The sequence below is a fragment of the Acetobacter sicerae genome, assembly GCF_011516765.1.
GTDB lineage: Bacteria > Pseudomonadota > Alphaproteobacteria > Acetobacterales > Acetobacteraceae > Acetobacter > Acetobacter sicerae.
This window is the reverse complement of the sequence record NZ_JAAABN010000003.1, coordinates 190743-206332: the sequence shown is the minus strand read 5'-3', so window position 1 is coordinate 206332 and position 15590 is coordinate 190743. Positions and strand designations below refer to the sequence as shown.

Annotated in this window: 14 protein-coding genes; 11 read left to right on the top strand and 3 right to left on the bottom strand. The window is 59.2% G+C overall.

The genetic code is table 11. The annotated features are described in order from the left end of the window. Genes GVI59_RS05090 through GVI59_RS05080 form a run of 3 tightly spaced genes read left to right on the top strand, consistent with a single transcriptional unit; the run spans position 1 to position 2939 of the window. Positions 1 to 930: a hypothetical protein gene (locus tag GVI59_RS05090; protein WP_173573214.1), complete on the top strand. Its 930-nt coding sequence runs from the start codon at positions 1 to 3 to the stop codon at positions 928 to 930. 33 nt (positions 931 to 963) lie between these two features. Next, entirely contained in the window at positions 964 to 1956 is a 993-nt protein-coding gene (locus tag GVI59_RS05085) for an ELM1/GtrOC1 family putative glycosyltransferase (protein ID WP_338422066.1), read from the top strand. After that, a complete protein-coding gene (locus GVI59_RS05080; protein ID WP_173573212.1) occupies positions 1953 to 2939 on the top strand; it encodes a glycosyltransferase in 987 nt (328 codons plus the stop codon). The genes GVI59_RS05085 and GVI59_RS05080 overlap by 4 nt, the downstream gene beginning before the upstream one ends. Here the strand turns inward: GVI59_RS05080 and GVI59_RS05075 are convergent. Continuing rightward, positions 2874 to 4238 (bottom strand): lipopolysaccharide biosynthesis protein, encoded by a 1365-nt coding sequence (locus tag GVI59_RS05075; RefSeq protein WP_173573211.1) that lies wholly within the window; start codon positions 4236 to 4238, stop codon positions 2874 to 2876. The genes GVI59_RS05080 and GVI59_RS05075 overlap by 66 nt on opposite strands. A 478-nt stretch (positions 4239 to 4716) precedes the next feature. On the opposite strand from GVI59_RS05075, the gene tatB reads away from it, so the two are divergent. From tatB to serS, 3 genes are read left to right on the top strand one after another with little or no spacing between them, the layout of a single operon-like run. Then, complete coding sequence (gene tatB / locus GVI59_RS05070) at positions 4717 to 5379, top strand: Sec-independent protein translocase protein TatB (RefSeq protein ID WP_173573210.1); 663 nt, start codon at positions 4717 to 4719, stop codon at positions 5377 to 5379. A gap of 32 nt (positions 5380 to 5411) precedes the next feature. Next, the gene (tatC, locus tag GVI59_RS05065) at positions 5412 to 6188 is read left to right on the top strand and encodes a twin-arginine translocase subunit TatC (protein ID WP_173573319.1); all 777 of its coding nucleotides are present in this window, start codon (positions 5412 to 5414) and stop codon (positions 6186 to 6188) included. Next, on the top strand, positions 6188 to 7471 hold the full coding sequence (gene serS, locus GVI59_RS05060) for a serine--tRNA ligase (protein WP_173573209.1): 1284 nt from the start codon (positions 6188 to 6190) through the stop codon (positions 7469 to 7471). The genes tatC and serS overlap by 1 nt, the downstream gene beginning before the upstream one ends. Before the next feature lie 194 nt (positions 7472 to 7665). Here the strand turns inward: serS and GVI59_RS05055 are convergent, their stop codons facing one another. Further along, a complete protein-coding gene (locus GVI59_RS05055; protein ID WP_173573208.1) occupies positions 7666 to 8586 on the bottom strand; it encodes a helix-turn-helix domain-containing protein in 921 nt (306 codons plus the stop codon). Positions 8587 to 8785: 199 nt separating this feature from the next. Here GVI59_RS05055 and GVI59_RS05050 point away from each other — a divergent pair, with 199 nt between their 5' ends. The 5 genes from GVI59_RS05050 (at position 8786) to GVI59_RS05030 (ending at position 14428) form a co-directional block, all read left to right on the top strand. After that, positions 8786 to 9751 (top strand): thiamine pyrophosphate-dependent dehydrogenase E1 component subunit alpha, encoded by a 966-nt coding sequence (locus GVI59_RS05050; RefSeq protein WP_173573207.1) that lies wholly within the window; start codon positions 8786 to 8788, stop codon positions 9749 to 9751. A gap of 26 nt (positions 9752 to 9777) precedes the next feature. Next, the gene (locus GVI59_RS05045; RefSeq protein ID WP_173573206.1) at positions 9778 to 10806 is read left to right on the top strand and encodes an alpha-ketoacid dehydrogenase subunit beta; all 1029 of its coding nucleotides are present in this window, start codon (positions 9778 to 9780) and stop codon (positions 10804 to 10806) included. Between the two features lie 3 nt (positions 10807 to 10809). After that, positions 10810 to 11934 (top strand): acetoin dehydrogenase dihydrolipoyllysine-residue acetyltransferase subunit, encoded by a 1125-nt coding sequence (locus GVI59_RS05040; RefSeq protein WP_173573205.1) that lies wholly within the window; start codon positions 10810 to 10812, stop codon positions 11932 to 11934. A gap of 372 nt (positions 11935 to 12306) precedes the next feature. Next, positions 12307 to 13167 carry a glucose 1-dehydrogenase gene (locus GVI59_RS05035; protein WP_173573204.1) on the top strand — a complete coding sequence of 287 codons (861 nt, stop codon included), beginning with the start codon at positions 12307 to 12309 and terminating at the stop codon, positions 13165 to 13167. Next, complete coding sequence (locus tag GVI59_RS05030; RefSeq protein ID WP_173573203.1) at positions 13160 to 14428, top strand: AGE family epimerase/isomerase; 1269 nt, start codon at positions 13160 to 13162, stop codon at positions 14426 to 14428. The genes GVI59_RS05035 and GVI59_RS05030 overlap by 8 nt, the downstream gene beginning before the upstream one ends. A gap of 181 nt (positions 14429 to 14609) precedes the next feature. On the opposite strand, the gene folD is transcribed toward GVI59_RS05030, so the two are convergent. Next, positions 14610 to 15581: a bifunctional methylenetetrahydrofolate dehydrogenase/methenyltetrahydrofolate cyclohydrolase FolD gene (gene folD, locus GVI59_RS05025; RefSeq protein WP_173573202.1), complete on the bottom strand. Its 972-nt coding sequence runs from the start codon at positions 15579 to 15581 to the stop codon at positions 14610 to 14612. Between the last annotated feature and the right edge of the window lie 9 nt (positions 15582 to 15590).

Genomic DNA, 15590 nt, shown 5'->3' with positions numbered 1-15590 from the left:
ATGAGCGCTTCCCATCACCCTCTCATTCCTTCTGTTGCACACTTCATTTTTCCGGAACGGAAAATCGTCTGGCCTCGTGCGTTCGCCGTAGCCTCCGCTGCGCAGGCCGGTATGGAGCAGGTGATCGTTCACCATGCTGGCGAATTGCCTGCCGGTCCTCAGACCGATTTCCTGCAATCTCTGGAGCGCGTGGCATTCCGTCGGCTCGACAAGACCACTCTTCTGCGGGGTGTCGAAGAAAAGACGGGCATTCATGGTCTGTCGCAGCTTTACACCCTGTCGCCGGATCAGGAGACCCGCAACTGCATTCTCAGCGCAGCGCTGATCCATGCGCATGGGGGGATTTTTCTGACGCCTGAAACCCTCATGATCGCCCCTTTCCTTCATGAGCGAACAGGGTCAGTCTTCTTCGGGTCACGGCGCGTGTCGATTACTGAACGAAGCCTTACCCTGTCCCGCGCGTTCCGACCTGACTTCATGAAGCACACCCGGAGCAATGCAAAAAAAACGCCGCGCCGGTCATCGGCTTTTGCACCTGTCTATCCGGTGTTCGGCGCGGTAGCCGGGGCGCCTTTCCTGACGCAGTGGTTGCGCGCACTCGTCGAGGACCATAACCTTCAGGCTGAAATCGTCCTGCGCGGGCTGCTGGAGAAAAACACGGATACAGGCGTGATCGTGTATCCACCGGACACGATGTACTCACTGTCGTCGCGCTCCGCCTTGCGGCTCTTTCGTCGTTCGGCTTCCAAGCGTCTCCCGTCTCTTGTGCCAAAAGGCGCGCGAGTGGTGCACTGGAAGGCGTCTCCGGCAACAAAGCCTCACGAAACCCGGATTTCTCCTGACCACGTCATGAACCATGCCTATTGCCAACCCTACAGCGCGCTGGTCTGGAACCACGCATCGGCGGTCAAGAAAATTGTCTATCTCTGACCAGAACAGGAAAAATTCCGGATGGCGTCATCCGTGAACAGACGTTCCGACGCATCCATTCTTATCGTTGAGACCGGTCGAAAAGGCGAAATGCGGCAGTGCGAGGCGCTGGCCAACGCCTGTGGCCTGCCCTGGCAATTCACCAAAAATGATCGGATTCCCGCCGACGAGCCGACACTGATCCTGTCCTTCGGCAGAGCCTTGAGGCAGGCGTGGCGTCTGAAAGCAGCCTTCGGTGGTCGCCCTCTCATCATCCAGCTCGGGCGTCCGCGTCTGAAAGCGCCATCGGAGCTGGATCTGATCCTGTTGATGCCGCAGGACGACTATCCGGAAGGTCCGCAGACGCTGCATCTGAACATGCCGCTGAACGGCGCGGATATCGCACGGTCCATCCTTTCTGCCGAAACGACACGGGGACCGCTCTCCGTTCTGCTGGGAGGGCCGACCCGTCACTTCGGCTTCAGCGAAGAAGACGCGCTGGTGCTGCTGTCCCGCGCCGAACGACTGGCCGCAGCGACAGGCACGGAACTGCGCGTCGTGCCGGGTCCGCGCACACCGGATCATGTGATGAAAATTGTCGAGGAAAGGTATCGCCACACACCCGACCGCATCGACAGGCGACCGCTCTCGACAGTTCTGAAAGAGAGCGGAAGACTGGTGGTGACGGCGGACAGCGCCTCCCTGATCGCCGACGCATGGCGGACCGGCAAACCAACCTGGCTGTATCCGCTCCCGGTCCGGCTCCCACCTGTCCAGCGCCTGAAGATCATGGCGGACCGTATCACACCGGAACTCCGCAATACGCTGATCCGGAGAGGCTGGCTTGCCGGTGGGACTGACTTCACCCGCTGGCACCGGGCGCTTGTCCAGCAGGGACTTGTACGGCCATTGACGGAACAGGGCCTGAGAGAGCCAGACTGGCGCATCCCGTTTCCGACAGCGGATGAGGAATTACAGGCGTGCCGTGACCGGGTTCTCGCGCTGATCGCTGACAGAAAACCTGCCTCCAGCCGTATGGAAAGATGACGCTATTGCCGTTGCAAGACCGGACCTGTGTCGTCACCGTCACCTATGGCGAGCGCACGCATCTTCTTGCCGAAGTGCTGCGGGCAGCCTTCCGCTGCGGGGCGGCCTGCGCAGTCGTCGTGGACAATGGCACACCCCATTCAGCACAGGAGGCGCTCGCCTCGCTGCGGGATGAATTCGGAGCGGATGCCCTGCATGTCGTACGGCTGGCGGAGAATGAAGGCTCGGCGGGCGGTTTCCATGCCGGTCTGGCCTATGCGGCGCGTCTCCACGACATGCGTTTCGTCTGGGTGCTGGACGACGACAATGTACCGGACGAGGATGCTGTCTTCGTTCTGCTCGACCGCTGGAAACGTCTCGGCGCGGACGAACGCAACGCCATGATGAGCTTCCGCGTGGACAAGCGACAGTATCGCAAGGTGCTGGACCGCAAAACCCTGCACTGGGTCGAGCCTGACGCGTTCTTCGACTTCAATCTGGCGCATCTGTGGAACGGTGGAAAACGGAAAGCCGCGATCCGGGAAGGCTGTTTTGAACTCGGTGTCGCGGCCTATGGCGGCTTCTGGTTCGCCCGCTCGTGGCTCGACCGGATCGCCCTGCCGCCACAGCGTTATCACCTCTATTTCGATGATTACGCCTTCTCACAGCAGATTCCGGCTGCGGGCGGGCATATCTGGCTCTGTCCCGAAAGCCGTCTCCGTGACATCGACGAATCCTGGCGTGCGAACCGAAAGGCCATTCACCCCTGGCTGGACCCGAAGACCGAGGAACGGCGCGCTTTCTGCACGATCCGCAATCGGCTCTGGCTGGAACGGTCGCTGGCGACCTCGCCGATCCTGCATCGTCTCAATATGGCGCTCTACCTGCTGGTGAAGGTGATCGCGCCCAATCTTGGGACCGTTTTGACGCGCCCCGGTTCAGCGTCCGCCTTCCTGCGCCGGTTCAGACTGATCCGCCGCGCCTTCCGCGCCGGACTGTCCTGAATGACCGAGCCGTCGGGAAAAGACCACCGCGCCGACAAGGCAGGACAGAAAGACCCCGGCGCTTGAGGCCAGCGTGGCCAGACAGGCGCCTGTCAGATGGAAGTAACGGGTCAGCAGGTAGAGCGCGGGGAAGTAGAGCAGCGTGACGAAAACGCGCGTTCTGACGAGGAGCCGCAACTGGCCCGTCACGATCAGCAGCGGCTCCAGCGGCACGATCAGCAGGCTGAAAATGGCCGCCAGCAGCATCATCGTGATATAGAACGACGTGTGCGACACATGCACATGCAGCAGGGCGCGGAAGATCTGCGATCCCGCCACAGCCGTCAGGAGAATCAGGAACGCCGAGATGGCGAGCAGGATTCCGAAAATGGACAGCGTGACTTTCCGGAGTCCCGCCCAATCCTGCCGGTCGCGCATCTTGACAAGTTCCGGATACAGCACCGGTGAAATCAGTTGGGCAGGCGTTACGATGCCGGAAGCGATCTGCCGGCACACCCGAAAGATCGCGGCTTCGGCTGTGCCGATCTGCTTGCCGACAATCAGCGTCGCGACATGCGTGGAGGCGGAGGCCAGCGTCTGGTTGAGACTGACGCCCCGCGTGAAAGCCCACATGCCTTCGCCTTTCCAGCGCCAGTGCCGGAACGCCTCGAAATAACCGAAGGAAGCCCGCCGCCTGAGAATGGACAGGGCGAAGGCTGTGTAAAGGCCATAATCGAACAGCACGGCCGCCGCCCAGATGAGCAGGAACCAGCCCACGCCCAGATGCAGCGCATAAGCCAGCAGCACACCGCACATCTTGCCGAACGCCGTGAAACCGTCCGTGATCGGCACCAGCCGGAAACGCCCGGCCAGACGCAGCACGCCGTGACACCAGCCGGTGTACATGAAGGGCGCGACGCAGGCGTACAGCAGGGCCAGTGTGCGCTCATGATGCGTCCAGCCAACACTTGGGGCGTAGAGGATCACGACGACAAGGCTGAGAACCAGCGCCACCAGAGCCGACAGTCCGTCGAGGCGGATGCAGAAGGAAACGACCTGCCTGAAACGCCCCATCTCGCCATCGAAAAACGCATCGCTCCCGAAGCGGATCAGCGTCTGCCATGTCTGGAGACGTGAAAGCGTCGAACCGGTCATGGCGAGGGAGTGGATAAGGATCAGCAGCCCGAAATCAGCCAGCCCCAGCGCGCGCACGGCGAACGCCATATAGACGAAGCTGCACAGCGCGGTCAGGATCCGCCCGAGCGTCAGCATGCTGACATTGCGGAAGATCGAGTGGAAAGTGGAGCGGCTCCGGGTCATGCGGGCTTTCTGGTTGGCTGACAGTGGCCGAGGCGTACCGTCCCGGCTTTTGACATATCGAAAGGGATCGAAAAACCTTCTTTATCCGACACACCGTCAGGGAGAGCGCTATCGAACCCCAAACAGCACGAAGTCGCAGGACATGAGCCGGACGCGCTTCAGGAGCAAAATCTCATGAAGCTGTCACACCGGTTCCGGGCAAGCCTGATAAACAGCCATGCGTCTGTTTTTACAGCGGATCCGTGTTTGCAAACAGGACCATATCAGGCAATTTCAGGGACGGGTGATCCGCTTTGTGGCCCCCCGACAGACAGGAATATGAAGATTTTGAGGCTCCATTCCGAATGTGAGGCAGAAGGCGGCATTCTTCTGCATTTGCAAAATATACAAGAACCTGCCTTTTCTGTATGGTCCCGTCCGCCTGCCCCATCCGGCAGTCGGGGCGGATTGAGAATTATGGCGGTTACCGGCGAGAATAATGTTTGATTTTGCCTGGTCGGAATTTGCGCTGATCGGCGTGGTGGCGCTTCTGGTCATCGGACCAAAAGACATGCCCGCCGCCATCCGCTCCGTTGCTAAAGTCGTCAGGAAAGCCCGCAGTCTGGCCTCTGATTTTCAGGGGCATGTGGATGAGATGGTCCGGGAAGCGGATCTGGGCGACGTGCGGGATCAGGTCCGCCAGCTCCGCTCCCTCAATGTCCGTAACCAGATCATGCGGACCATCGACAATGACGGCAGTCTGCGCCGCACATTCGATGATCCCGCGCTGAAGGGCCGCCCGTTCGACGACAGACCGAAAAGCCTCCCCGCCACTGACGCGCCGGACCTGATTCCGCCACCGCCACGAGAGAATGTCGGCTCATCGCCTCTGGGTATAGAACCGCTCTCCTTTACAGGCAGCACACCAGTAACCGGGCCGGATCAGGCGCCCGCCGTGGTGCCTCCCGCCATCGCCCGCCGCATCGCCTCCGCGTGGCCGCGCCTTCGCACGCCCGCCATTCTTCCTCCGTCACGGGTGCTGCATGGCGACAGACGGGTCGCCCCTTTCATCGCGCCTGTTTCTGATACGCCCACACCGGATGTTCAACACTCACAAGACCAGACTTCGCCCCCAGACCAGACGAGGAACGACCTGTCGTGACGACGACTGACAATCCGATTCACGACGAACCCATGCCGCTGCTCGAACATCTGATCGAGTTGCGTCGCCGTCTGATCTGGTCCGCCGTTACCTTCGCCATCGCGTTCGCGGTCTGCTACCATTATGCGCAGGACATCTATCTGTTCCTCGCCCGGCCGCTCGGCGACATCATGCGCCAGAAGGGCGAGCAGCCGCACCTGATCTACACGGCGCTGTACGAGGCGTTCTTCACCTATATCCGCGTGGCGGCGTTTGGCGCGGCGTTCATTTCCTTCCCGATGATCTCCACGCAGCTCTGGATGTTCATTGCGCCCGGCCTGTACCGCTCGGAAAAACGCGCCTTCGCGCCGTTCCTGATCGCAACGCCAATCCTGTTCCTGATGGGCGCGGCGCTGGCCTACTATTTCATCTTCCCGATGGCGTGGAAGTTCTTCCTGTCCTTCCAGACCAGTGGTGGTGCGGACGGTCTCCAGATCGAACTTCAGGCCAAGGTGTCCGAGTATCTGACACTGGTGATGAAACTCATCATGGCGTTCGGCATTGCCTTCGAACTGCCCGTGGCGCTGACCCTGCTGGCGATGGTCGGCATCGTCACCTCCGAGCAGCTCAGGAAATTCCGCCGTTACGCGATTGTCGGCGCATTTGTCGCCGCGGCCATCCTGACGCCGCCGGATGTGATCACCCAGACGGGCCTCGCAGTGCCGCTGGTCATCCTTTACGAAATTTCCATTATCTCGGCGCGACTTGTTGAGCCGAAAAGGCCCTCCGAAACAGAAGAGGGCGAGACTGAAGAGAAAGAGGCTTCCTGATGCACGACCTTCGCGCCCTGCGCGCCGACCCCGCCGGTTTTGACGCCGATCTGGCCCGTCGCGGTATGGAGCCTGTGTCGGAGAAGGTCATGGCGCTCGACGAGGAGCGCCGCGCCGCCCAGACCGCGCTTCAGGAGAAGCAGACACGCCGGAATGCGCTGGCCAAGGAAATCGGCACGATCAAGCGCAACAAGGGCGACAGCGCAGTGCAGGAGGCGGAAGCCATCCGCCTGCGCGAAGAGATGGAAGCGCTGGAAATGCGCGCCCAGTCTCTCGACGCCGAGGTAAAGGCCGTTCTGGAAGTGCTGCCCAACCGTCTGGACGCCTCTGTCCCTCCCGGTCCGGACGAGACAGCCAACGTGCAGGTGAAGCAGTGGGGCGAACCGAAGACCTTCTCCTTCACGCCGAAGCAGCATTTCGAACTCGGCGAGGCCATGCAGCAGAATGGCCAGCCGCAGATGGACTTCGCCACGGCCACCAAACTGTCCGGCGCACGTTTTGTCCTTCTGCGCGGCGGCATCGCCCGGCTGGAGCGGGCGCTGGGTCAGTTCATGCTCGACCAGCATGTAAATGAGCACGGTTATACCGAGACCCATGTGCCGGTTCTGGTCAATGAGGCCGCAATGTATGGCACGGACAAGCTGCCGAAATTCGCCGATCAGTCCTTCCACACCGAGGACGACCGCTGGCTGGTGCCGACCGCAGAAGTACCGCTGACGGCTTCTGTGATGGGTGACATTCTCGACGCGGCTCAACTGCCGATCCGCATGACGGCGCTCTCGCTGTGCTTCCGTTCGGAAGCCGGGTCCGCCGGGCGCGACGTGCGCGGCATGCTCCGCCAGCACCAGTTCGAAAAGGTGGAGATGGTCTCCGTCACCACGCCGGAAGAGAGTGAAGCCGAGCATGAGCGCATGACGCTGTGTGCCGAAAAGATTCTTGAGCTTCTGGAAATCCCCTATCGTCGTATGCTGCTCTGCGCGGGCGACACCGGCTTTGGCGCGGCCAAGACCTTCGATCTGGAAGCGTGGATTCCGGGTCAGCAGGCATGGCGCGAGATCTCGTCCTGCTCGAACACCAAGGATTTTCAGGCACGCCGCATGAGCGCCCGCTATCGTGCGCCGGACCAGAAAGCGCCTGTCTTCGTTCACACACTGAACGGCTCGGGCCTTGCGGTGGGGCGCACTCTGATTGCGGTGATGGAGAACTGGCAGAACGAGGATGGCAGCATCACCGTGCCGCCGGTTCTGCGGCCTTACATGGGTGGTATCGAGCGGCTGGTCTGAAGGAGGGAGGCATCTGAAGAGTCTTAATCACGACTTTTCTGCCTGACTTTCCTATCATGTGGGGTTTCAGGGGCTCTGCCCCTAACCCCGCCAAAGGCTCGCCTTTGAAAACCGCTTGCCATCAACAAATGGGGTCAAGGGGCCTGCGGTCCCTTGCGGGCGCGGGCAGAGCCCGCATAAGGCGACCGTCCCGTTTACGCTTCCATCGCCCTGATCTTGCGATGCAGCGTCGACCGGCTGACCCCCAGTAACCGGGCAGCCGGGGCCACCTTGCCGCCTGACATGGCCAGCGCGCCCTCAATCACCGCCCGCTCGGCTTCCTGAAAATCCGGAACACCACGTCCACGCGTGCCAAGGTCGAAGCAGACATTGCAACCTGTATCGCCGAGGTTCAGCATCTGACGGGCAGCAAAGGTTGCTCCCACAACCACACGGGATTCATCCAGCGCCACCATCGGCAGCGAGATATCACTGCTTTCACCCAGCAGAACGACAGTGTGGGAACCGTAAGCCTGCAGAAAGCTCCGGCGCTCGATACGCCGGGCCGCATCCACCAGCACCGCTTCCATCATGATGGCGATGCGGCCTTCAGGGTCGGGACGGGTGGCGCTGGCGTTCAGTGCGCCGGCCACGCGTCCGTCCGGTCCGTAAAACGGCACAGCCGAACAGGCCAGATAGCGCAGGCTGAGCAACCAGTGCTGGTTCATGTGCACCGTGACGGGACGTCCTTCGGCGAGGCTGGTGCCGATGCCGTTGGTGCCCACCCGTTTCTCCGACCAACAGGCGCCCGGCCAGAGATGCCAGCGCCGATTTCCCTTTTCCTGTGGAGGATCGCCACGGCGCGCGAGGACGGTGCCATTCGGGTCCGCGAGCAGCACGGTATAATCCAGCGTCGAGACAATGCCATGCAGCCGGTCCAGTTCCGGCTCCGTCGTCTTCATGAGCGGCCCCATACGGGCACAGGCCTGCCTGAGTTCCGCGCCACAGAGCAGTTCAATGCACCCCTCGCCCGTCGGGGGAATGGCGTAAAGCGAAGCGCACCGCGTCCAGGAAGCACGAAGACCAGCAGGGATCATCGCCAGACGATCTGGAGTGACCAGCACGGCTTCGCTCATGACCTACACGCTCCCTGTGGATGTTGCATTCCCATTGAACTCTGTAGCGATACCGCGACAGTCTCTTTCTAACCTCGTCACGTACGTGTGACCAGCCTGAAAGCTCCCTTACCCGAAACGCTGCAACACCTCTTTTCTTGCTCCCGGATGGTGCGGATACCGGCAAGCCGCACAAGAATAAATAAAAACGAGGAATGTCATGCAGATTTCAAGGGATATCCTGACACGATCCTATCGCGCCATGCGCACGATTCGGGACTTCGAAGAACGACTGCATGTCGAATTCGCCACCGGAGAGATTCCGGGCTTTGTCCATCTCTACTGCGGAGAGGAAGCATCCGGCGTGGGCGTCTGCGCCCATCTGACTGACACGGACACCATCGCCAGCACGCACCGCGGACACGGGCACTGCATTGCAAAAGGCGTTGCCGTGGACGGCATGATGGCCGAAATCTATGGCCGTCAGACGGGCGTCTGTCGTGGCAAGGGCGGCTCCATGCATATCGCGGATCTGTCACTCGGCATGCTGGGCGCCAACGGCATCGTGGGAGGCGGACCACCGCTGATCTGCGGCGCGGCGCTCTCACACAAACTCCTGAAAGATAACGGCGTTGCCGTCGCTTTTTATGGAGATGGCGCCTCCAACGAAGGCAGCACGCTGGAAAGCCTCAACCTCGCTACCGTATGGCAGCTCCCGGCGGTCTTTGTCGTGGAGGATAATGGTTACGGTGAAGCGACAGGGGCTTCCTACGCCTGCGCCGGAACACAGAAAGACCGGGCTGCGGGCTTCGGCATGCCCTATTTCGAATGCGACGGCACCGATTTCTTCGCTGTCTATGAAACCGCTGGTGAAGCCATCTCACACGCCCGCTCAGGCAAGGGACCGGCGATGCTGCATGTGCATCTTTCCCGCTGGTATGGCCATTTCGAAGGCGACGCCATGACCTACAGAGCAGAGGGAGAAGTTGCGAGAGAACGTGCCGAGCACGACTGCCTTGTCAATTTCAGGAAGCATGTAACCGAAATCAGTCTTCTTGAAGGTTCGGCGCTGGACGATATCGACGCTTCGGTAAAAAGCGAGATTGACGCCGCTGTCGCCGCTGCCAAGGCGGCTCCTCTTCCGGAAGAGGCTGATCTGATGAAGGATGTTTACGTCTCCTACTGATCTCTCTTGCAAAAAAGGATAATAATATGAGCAGGAAAAGCTTTCGTCAGGCCATCAATGAAGCCCTACGGCAGGAAATGCGTCGTGATCCCCGCGTGATCCTTATGGGTGAGGATGTTGCTGGCGGACGCGGCGGCACATCCGGCGTGAAAGATGCGTGGGGTGGCGTTCTGGGTGTCACCAAAGGCCTTCTGACGGAATTTGGAGAAGACCGCGTTCTGGACACTCCCATTACCGAGGCCTCCTATATCGGTGCGGCGGCAGGTGCGGCGGCAACCGGTCTTCGTCCGGTCGCGGAGCTGATGTTTGTCGATTTTGTCGGCTGCTGTCTCGATCAGATCATGAATCAGGCGGCCAAATTCCGCTACATGTTCGGCGGCAAGGCGCGCACTCCGCTCGTGATCCGGGCCATGTATGGCGCGGGCTTCAACGCCGCCGCCCAGCACAGTCAGGCGCTCTATCCGCTCTTCACTCACATTCCCGGCCTGAAGGTGGTCGTGCCATCCTCACCCTACGAGGCAAAGGGGCTGCTCATCGAAGCCATCCGTGATGATGATCCTGTGATCTTTCTTGAAAACAAGGTCATGTATGACGATGAGGAGGATGTTCCGGATGAGCCGTACACCATCCCGTTCGGTGAGGCCAACCTGACACGTGAGGGAGACGACGTCACGATTGTCGCCTTTGGCCGCATGGTCAATCTCGCCAATCAGGCCGCAGACCGTCTGGAAAAGGATGGCATTTCCTGCACGGTGATCGATCCGCGGACAACTTCACCGCTGGATACAGGCACAATCCTCGACTGCGTGGCCGATACAGGCCGTCTTGTGATTGTTGATGAATCCAGCCCGCGCTGCAATCTGGCGACCGATGTCGCCGCTCTGGTCGCGGAAGAAGCGTTCGACGCCCTGAAGGCGCCGATCCGGCGGGTTGTGCCTCCCCACACCCCGGTCCCCTTCGCAACGGTTCTTGAAAATCTTTACATGCCCAGCGTGGAAAAAATTGAAGCGGCCGTTCGTTCCGTTGCTGCCTATCGCGTGAAAGAGGAGGCCTGATTTATGAGTGGCACCATCACACCGATCACCATGCCGAAATTCGGTCTGGCCATGACTGAAGGAAAGCTGGCGAGCTGGAGCCTCCCTGTCGGCAAGGAAGTCAAGGCGGGAGATGAACTGGCTGATATCGAGACCAGCAAGATTACAAACGGCTATGAAAGTCCCGCTGCCGGAATTCTGCGCAGGCAGGTTGCGCCGGAAGGGGAAATGCTGCCCGTCGGTGCGCTGATTGGTATTCTGGCTGATGCCGACGTTTCCGATTCCGAGATTGATGCCTTCATTCAGCATTTCAACGACAATTTTTCTTCAGGGGATGCGGAAGATAAAAACAGCGATACAACTGCCCGCAGAACGGTGGACGTTGGCGATCTCAAGATCTCCGTGCAGGAAAGCGGAAATAAAGAGACAGGAACGGCTGTCCTTCTCATTCATGGTTTTGGAGGAGATGTAAGCAACTGGATGCTGACACAGTCAGCGCTGGCTTCCTCGCATCATGTGATCGCTTTCGATCTGCCCGGACATGGCGAATCCACAAAACAGGTTGGAGACGGCACACCAGCTGGATTTGCAAAAACTGTTGAAGACCTGATCAAGGCGCTGGATCTGCCTGCCGCGCATGTCGTCGGACATTCTCTCGGCGGCGCGATAGCGCTGGAACTGGCGAAATCCTCTCCCGATCTGGTAAAGAGCCTGACCCTGATTGCACCAGCCGGTCTGGGTCAGGACATCAACATGAATTTCATCAATGGTTTCATTGATGCAGACAGACGCAAAACGCTTGAACCTGTCCTGCAATATCTTGTCCACGACAAAAGCCTTATTTCCCGGCAGATGGTGGAAGGAATCATCCGCTACAAACGGCTGGATGGCGTAGTCAGTGGTTTGAAAACCATTGCCTCCGCAAGCTTCCCAGATGGAAAACAGTCTGTTTCACTCAGATCGGTTCTGGAAACATTCGAAAAACCCATCCAGATTCTGTGGGGAGAGCAGGACGAGATTCTGTCCACAAAAGACGCTGACGGCCTCCCTGCCGCAATCAGCGTGACCCGTTTTCCTGAAACCGGCCATATGCCGCAGCTCGAGCAGGCTGCCGCAGTGAATACATCGATCAGCCAGTTCATCGAATAGCTGACCTTTCGCACGGTGCAGTAAAAACCGCACCGTGCGTTTTCACGGGACTTCTCAGAAAGAAGATCGAGAATCCACATAGTCCTTCATGAATTCCAGATATCCAATAACGCCAAAAACTTTGCGGCCACCCTGAAAACACGCATATAAAATACAGTATAAATAAAAGTTTTGGTTAAGCTTTTTTAAAAGCTTCAAATGACCATGTTTTTCTAAAAATACATCAAAACATTCCATCGCTGATCACACATCAAAATCAGCAGATCATTTTTTATATGTGCTACTCACAACAATGCGAGACAGCCTTATCGCAACCATTCCGCCAGAAGCCCGTTCTCCTCGTGACCACGCAACACTTCACAGGAGATTTTCATGGCGATCACTATTCCACCACAGAGCCAGGATCATCAGCCCGGTGTTGAAGGCAAAATGAAGCCTCTGGCCGTCCATATCCGCCCTGATTACAAGGGTAGCGGCAAGCTCACTGGCAAAAAAGCCCTTATAACCGGCGGTGACAGCGGCATTGGCCGGGCGGCGGCACTGCATTTTGCGCGCGAAGGGGCCGATATCGCCATCGTTTATCTTGAAGAGCATGAAGACGCCAAGGAAACGGCCCGTCTGATCGAAGCAGAAGGACGCAAGGTCGTTCTCATCCCCGGTGACGTCTCTTCCAGCACGTTCTGTAATGAAGCTGTCGAAAAAGCCGTTTCCCATCTGGGCGGCCTTGATATCGTCGTCAATAATGCAGGCGTGCAGTATGTCAGCAGTGATCTGACTGACATCACGGATGAAGTCTGGCAGCGGCACATGGATGTCAACATCAACGGCTATTTCTATATAACCCGTGCTGCGCTGAAACATCTGAAATCCGGTGCGTCGATTATCTCCACCTCTTCAATCAACGCCTTTGCCGGCAACAAGTCGCTGGTGGCCTACACCACCACCAAGGCCGCAGAAATGGGCTTCACGAGGGCGCTGGCTCTTCAGCTCGCAGAGAAAAAAATCCGTGTGAATGCGGTGGCGCCCGGTCCGATCTGGACACCGCTGCAGCCTGCAAGCTGGGGTCCTGTCGATCCGCAGGCCGTCGCCGATATGGGCAAGAGCACACCAATGGGACGCATTGGCGAGCCCAGTGAGATGGGACCTGCCTATGTCTATCTGGCATCGGAAGATTCCTCCTACGTCACCGGGCAGACGCTCCACGTCAACGGGGGCATGATCATCAATGGCTGAAATGCTGCCTTCCCTGATGGTGCCAACTTCAAGCTGGCTCCGTCGCTCCGTGCATCGCCGCTGGCTGGACCATCAGGGATTGCGGCTCCTCGATTTTTCAAAACCTTCCCGCATGAAACTGGGCTTCGGTCCGCTCGATGAGGAAGGGGTTCTTACCACCGACGCCTCACCGGACACCATTCTCACAGCCCGCATGACGCATTCCTATGCAATCTCCGCCATGCGGGGCGTACCGGGCTGCCTGCCGTTGGCCGAGCATGGTGTCACGGCTCTACGGGAGGGGTTGAAGGACAAGCTTCATGGCGGGTGGTTCACCGCGCCTCCGGAGACCCTGAAGACCGCCCAGAAGAAGCGGAAAGAGAACTACCTTCACGCCTTTGTCGCACTTGCTGCTTCTTCGGCGCATGTCGCAGGTGTGGCGGGAGCCAGCGCGCTCCTCAAAGATGCTGCGCATATCTGGGAAACCCATTTCTGGAGCGAAGAAGAAGGCGTTTTCCGGGAAAGTTTCGCCGCCGACTGGTCGGATGAAGAAAACTACCGCGGCGCAAACTCCAACATGCATTCGGTGGAAGCCTGCATGGCTCTGGCCGATGTGCTTGATGCCCCCATCTGGCGCATCCGCGCCCTGCGTAGTGCTGAACGCTTCATTCATCATTTCGCCCGTGAAAACGGCTATGCGGTTCCGGAGCATTTCGACCGGAGCTGGAAACGTCTGGACGACTATAACCGCGACAAGCCGACGGATGACCTGCGTCCCTTCGGCATGACGCCGGGACATTTCGTGGAGTGGTCCCATCTCCTGCTCAAGCTGGAAGCTGCTCTGCTGCGTCAGGACGGGCACGCGCCGTTCTGGCTGCTGACCGATGCGATCGGGCTGTTCAGCACCGGCATGAAAGCCGGCTGGTCACGCAGCGGAACGGGCGGGCTGCTGTACACTGTCGATTTCCAGCTTGAACCGGTCGTCCAGAACAAGCCGCACTGGTGTCAGGCTGAAGCGCTGACAGCAGCAGCGGCCCTGCTGAAGCGGACGGGTCATGCTTCCTACGAGACGTGGTACCGGAAAATATGGGATTTCATTGATCTGCACATGATCGATCGGAAAAAGGGTGGGTGGATTCAGGAACTGGATGCCGACAATCATCCGTCTGAAGCCGTGTATCCCGGCAAGGCCGATCTCTACCATGCCTGGCAGGCGACATTGAATCCGCTTCTGCCACTATCACCCAGTTTCGCAACCGCCATTTCGGAACTGGATGGCTGAGTCTTTTTTAACTGCGGTAACCTTCGGGGCTTCGCCACAAGCCCCACAAAGGGACACAGTCCCTTTGATCCCATTCTGCTAAAACTAAATGGGTGAAGGGATCAGTGATCCCTTCCGGGTGCAGGGCGGAGCTCTGCTTACAAAACACACTGCCGAAAACTGACAGCAGCCTTCCATTACCTCAGTAAGGCAGCCAGTTCCTGTCGCCACTTTCCTTGCACGCCTTGTCACCGACGCTCATGCGGGCGGCTTTCAACGTATTGCGCAACAGGCAGGCGATGGTCATCGGTCCCACGCCACCCGGAACCGGCGTAATGCGTCCGGCAATGGGCGCAACCTCGTCAAAGTCTACATCGCCGACCAGTCGGGTCTTGCCACCCTCTGTCGGGATGCGGGTGATCCCGACATCAATGACGGCCGCACCGGGCTTCACCCAGTCCTTCTTCACCAGCCCGCTCTTGCCTGTCGCGACAACCAGAATATCCGCCGTGCGGGAAATCGCCGCCGGATCAACCGTGTCGATATGACAGATGGAAACCGTGCACCCCTCATTGAGCAGCAGCAGCGCCATGGGCTTGCCGACCAGATTGGACGCGCCGATGACGGTGGCGTTCAGGCCGCGCAGATCACCAAGCTCGGATTTCAGCAGCATCAGGCAACCAAGCGGCGTGCACGGGATAATCCCCGGCAATCCGGTCATCAGACGCCCGGCATTGACCTCGCCAAGACCATCGACATCCTTGTTCGGCGCGATGGCGTTGGTGACACGGAACGGGTCGATATGCTTCGGCAGCGGCAGCTGCACGAGGATGCCGTGAATCTCCGGATCCTCATTCAGACGCTCGATCAGGTGCAGCAGGGACTCTTCCGACGTCGTCTCGGGCAGCATGTGCATGAAGGAACGCATACCCACGCGATGCGTCTCCAGCGCCTTGTTCCGCACATAGACTTCGCTCGCGGGGTCATTGCCGACCAGCACCACCGCCAGACCCGGTGTCACACCGTGCTTTTCGTGGAAGGCCCGCACCTCCTCCGCCGTCTTCTGACGCAGGTTTTTCGCGAAAGCCTTGCCGTCGATCAGTCGGGCTCCAGCATTTTTCCCAGCGTCTCCCGTGGAACCGCTGGCTGTTTCTGACGCTGTCTTTTCGGACATTGGGCTTGG